This is a genomic window from Halalkalibacterium halodurans (genome assembly GCF_004376175.1).
GTDB lineage: Bacteria > Bacillota > Bacilli > Bacillales > Bacillaceae_D > Halalkalibacterium > Halalkalibacterium halodurans.
Window position 1 is genome coordinate 1 of the sequence record NZ_SNUY01000117.1, and the last position, 4,614, is coordinate 4,614.

General features: G+C 34.9%; 4 protein-coding genes. All 4 read right to left on the bottom strand.

What is annotated here, in order from left to right; genetic code table 11:
- Window positions 1-109: 109 nt before the first annotated feature.
- Genes E2L07_RS20065 through E2L07_RS20080 form a run of 4 tightly spaced genes read right to left on the bottom strand, consistent with a single transcriptional unit; the run spans window position 110 to window position 4,465 of the window.
- Window positions 110-709 carry a hypothetical protein gene (locus E2L07_RS20065; protein ID WP_134230481.1) on the bottom strand — a complete coding sequence of 200 codons (600 nt, stop codon included), beginning with the start codon at window positions 707-709 and terminating at the stop codon, window positions 110-112.
- A 15-nt stretch (window positions 710-724) separates the two neighbouring features.
- On the bottom strand, window positions 725-1,813 hold the full coding sequence (locus E2L07_RS20070) for a lysozyme family protein (RefSeq protein ID WP_134230482.1): 1,089 nt from the start codon (window positions 1,811-1,813) through the stop codon (window positions 725-727).
- Between the two features lies 1 nt (window position 1,814).
- On the bottom strand, window positions 1,815-3,749 hold the full coding sequence (locus E2L07_RS20075; RefSeq protein WP_243855023.1) for a VirB4 family type IV secretion system protein: 1,935 nt from the start codon (window positions 3,747-3,749) through the stop codon (window positions 1,815-1,817).
- A 14-nt stretch (window positions 3,750-3,763) separates the two neighbouring features.
- Window positions 3,764-4,465, bottom strand: coding sequence for a hypothetical protein (locus tag E2L07_RS20080; RefSeq protein ID WP_134230483.1), 702 nt, complete (start codon window positions 4,463-4,465; stop codon window positions 3,764-3,766).
- Window positions 4,466-4,614: the final 149 nt, after the last annotated feature.

Genomic DNA, 4,614 nt, shown 5'->3' on the forward strand with positions numbered 1-4,614 from the left:
TTACGACTTGTAATTTGAAACCTTTTGAGTGTCTTGTTCGTTTCATGATGTCAGCCTCCTTGGTACAATAAGTAGTATAATATTTATTACTCTTACTGTCCAAGTTCATTTAGGGGCTATAGAGCAATTGCTCAATTTCAAAGTTAATTTGTTCTTCAATATACTCCACTTCTGACTTACTTGTAAGCTCAATATTGTGTTGTAATTTTCGATAGTCGCCATATAAACTTAGTACAGGTTTGTTTATAAATTCGTTTCCATGATCATGATCGTGTTCATCTTCATCATGATCATGGAAATGCCTTTCCTCTTCCTCGATAACCAAAGCAACTACCTCAAAATCCTCTGGTACATGTTGCACCTGTACTACATAAACGCCATCCAATTGAAAAACTTTTTTAACACTTAGTTCAACATCAGGATCTTTTCTTGTCTTTGCTGAGAATTTTAATTCGGGCGCAAACGCAAAATTCGAAACACTTCTTGTACTTATTTCAATCTCCATAAGGTCTTTTTTGGGATTGTATTCCCAACGTCTTAACGTGATATAAGTATTGTCTAATTCATTATATTCCACATTAAAATCACTCTGTAGAACGGGACTATCATCACCTAAAACAAACTTAGATCCAAAAAAAATAACTAACCCTATTAGAATTAACCCTGCAATAATAAAATAAAAAATATTCCTTCCTCTAGTCGTTAACATCCTATTACTCCCTTCTTATTGTCCTTCCTTCGGAAGTTCTAAATAGTTTCTTGGATTAATTGCGCTGTTTGCATTATAATCATTTGCCTTGCGAATTTCGAAATGCAGATGAGATCCATAAGACCTTCCAGTGTTCCCTTGTGTTCCTATTACTTGTCCTTGTTTTACTTTATTACCGACCTTAGCATAACGATTTTCAAGGTGGGCGTATCTTGTATATAATCCATTATCATGTTTAATCGTGACTAAGTTACCGTAACTGTCACTATATCTTGAGTCCACTATTTCCCCATCAGCGGACGCACTAACAGGCGCGTTATGATATGCCACTAAATCAATACCTTGGTGCATGCGCCCCCACCTCATTTTAAAATCAGATGTGACTCTAAAATGTAAGTTTGGATACGGAACTTGAAAGTAACCCGACTGAGGGTTATCTGGTGATATGATAGAACCATCATTAACTAAGTAACGCCTTACATGAGCTACATATTGAAAATCTCCATAACAAGCTTCACCATTTTGATGTACTGAGTGACATCTATATAAATTGGGTTGATTTAATCTTTTTGCCATGTATACCGAGTATTCATAAGCTAATTCTTCGGTGTGATTACTACCAAGTTTGGATAACCACCTAGCATAATTACTACCAAAGTTATACGTTTGCAAAAGTAAATCCACATTAAAAGTTAAATTTTCGTACCCATCTATTTCTTTTTTTATTTCTACCCAACGCTTTACACCTTGTTCAATACTTTCCTCTACAGTTTTAATACCTCCTATGTATCCGTATTTACTTTCCGAAGCTTGAAAAACATCTGGTGGGTTTCCTCCACTTTCTTGCATCATTTGAGCAAGTAGGCAGTTGGTATATTCGGTCGATAAACCTTGATTATCTAACTCTTTCAACACTAAAGGAGCGTAACTCATGACATTCTCTGTAACACCATTAAGCTCTCCACATTCATTGCTATAATCTTGCTGTACACTACTTTGTGATATAGCTGATGTGTAAGCACCTATAACAATTAGACACAAAACAAAAAGGGCGACGATTACTAAAATCGCCCCCCATATATAGAGTCTGAGTTTAAGTAGCACATTACGCACCACCTTTAAATAACTTTAACTCTTCCTCATCTGCGTCAACATGGAACATGATATTTCTAAAGCTATTAATAGCTAGTACAGTTTCCCCTTGTTCTAAAAATGGAATAGCTTCCAATTCGCTTTCACTTAGCTGACCTTCGAATATCTTTCGCATTGTTTCTAAAGCGTTCGAGTCCTGTTGCATTATAAACTTATACTGAGTTAATTCGAATAGTTTCTTTATCTCAGCTACAGCTTCATCAGAAGAACCATCTGGAACATAGTCTCGAATAGATTGACTGGCAAATAAAAGTCCCCCAAAATACTTACGTGCTTCACGTGAGTAAGATGTTAACTCACGTACAGCAAGTAAATTCTCTGTGTTTATAAAGCGATGAGATTCATCAATGATAACTAAAAACCGGATAACATCTTCAAAGCATAATTGTCCATTTTCATATGCTTCCTTTTGTGGCTTTCCATTTTGTAGCATGTTATCCCAATTCAACATAAGTAAGTTAAACATTTGTGCATTAAAAACTTCTTTTTTCAGCGAGGTTAGATTCCGCAAACTGTAAAAAACAATTTGCTCAGAGTTTAAGTTCTCAATGCTTGAGTGTCCATCAAACAGAGATCCGTAGTTTACAACTAAATTCTCAATTGTTAATTCAATTGATTCCAGTCGTGCTACTCGTCCATTGCTTAACTCTGTTCTGATTTTCTTTAAATCATAATCACTATATAATTCGTTTCTGATATGATTTAAAAGATCTGTAAAAATTGGATATTCAGCAGGAGATAGGTTAGTGATTCCTCCCGACTCCATCTTTCCTATAAGTCCTTTTACCTCATAAAGTCCTCTCAATACTTTTTCAAACTCGTTGATGATTTCATCACTAGCTGATGGAGCAAGAAAGCGATAAAATTTACTCAATTTTGATAGATGTATCATGAATGATTGTTCTTCCGATTCATCGGTTCTAAGAACCTGTAAAGGATTTAGAATACCTTGTGTCCCATCCATCGAAATCAGTTTTCCATCTAAATCTGCTACCAGTTCCTCAAACTCCCCAGTAACATCAAATCCCCTTATCTTATTCCCTCTTACAACATTATCAAGCATGATTTTTTTCAATAACGTGGACTTACCAGCGCCCATTGTACCTACTATCGCACCGTTGTAATATCTTCGGCGTTTGTCTTTATGGAAGTAATCAAAAATAACAGATCCCCCTGTAAATGTTGTACCGTAATATGTTCCGTTAGGATCTCGCAACTCAGAAAAATTAAAAGGGAAAGCTGCCCCGCATGTAAGTGCTGACATATGCTTTCCCTCTCTTTTATTTAATAGTTCTTGCTGTTCTTTATAAGGCAAAAACAAACTCTTCCACTCATATTCTGTTTCATTAAGAAAGACCGCTCCTTGAAAGCTTTGCCCCTCCAAGTCTTCTAAAACATCTTTCACTTTTCTTTCAAGTTCTACAGTTGTACGAGCATGTACGTAAATACGCACATGTACCATCTTAATAACTTCGCCATTCCTACTTATCTGGTCAAACATTCTTCGAAGAGAATCAAGATCTGATACTGCTTCCAATTGACTTGACGATTCTTTGTCGGTGTACATTCGGTTATATTGTTCTGTTATGCTGTTATTCAGTGTAGAAATGGCAACTGATTTAGGCTCTGTTGCATAATCTATTGTCACAATAGTGTCTTGCATATTGGCTACTCCATGCAACCAAAATTTATCAACTTGAGTAGGGTATCCATACACATGAATGATCGTTTCAAAACCATCCCCCTTTTTCACAAATAATTCAGGAAATGAGATACCTCCTTGTGGTTGAATAGAAGCCAAAAATTCTGGATTATACCCTTTCTTTCTTTTCACTCTTTCTACTTCATTTTCTTTCTCTTTTTTTCTTAATGGAATTTTAAATTTCAAATTAAATCCCCCTTCTATATTATCTTTGAGTTTGGATTATTAAGCTTATAGAGTATACTTACTTTTTTATAATTTGGAACTTCAATCAAAGGAGCAGATGTTTTAAATAACCGCCTTGCCGATTGCTTATTATTCTCTAGAACTTCTAAGTCACTTCCATAAATAAACAGATAGCACTCCCTGTTAACACGATTCTTTTCTAGATACTCTAACTGAAAAAGCTTTCTTTTTAGATGTTTTAGATGGCTACGATTGGTTGTTTTGCTCATTTTTAGCTTAATGTATTGTTGTTGTGGTTCTGTATTGACAGGAAAATTTAACATGACTTCTTTAATATCATCCGTATAAGATCTAAAAAACTTTGTTCGTGATAATATGATTCTCTCCGCGTCGATTTCATTCAACGTGCTTATGTCTACACTTTCTATTTGATAAATGTAAAGATAGCCATATTTACACTCAATATTCCCGAAGTCGTCAATATCAATAAAAGGTAAAACATCAGGTGTATAAGATAACACTTTATTTTTCTTCTCTTTAATTTCTTTTTTGGGTCTTTCTTTAGTAACTTTCCTGATAAGCTTTTGTATTTTTTCACTTACTTTTTCCTTTTCTTCATTCGTGGGTGTTGCGATAATAATTGGTTCTATTTCTTCCCCTTCTTGGGTAAGATCAATTTCTTCCCCTTCTTGAGTTCTATCAATCTGATTTTTCATACTTACATCTCCCCTTCATCATTCGTATTGTCAAAACTTTATATAAAAATAGGTTATTAAATCCTATATTAGAGGGCTTTATAAGCAAAAAAATTGCCACCCCCTTAAATTCTGTAGATAATTGAGGTTACCACAACACCCAATTCCAG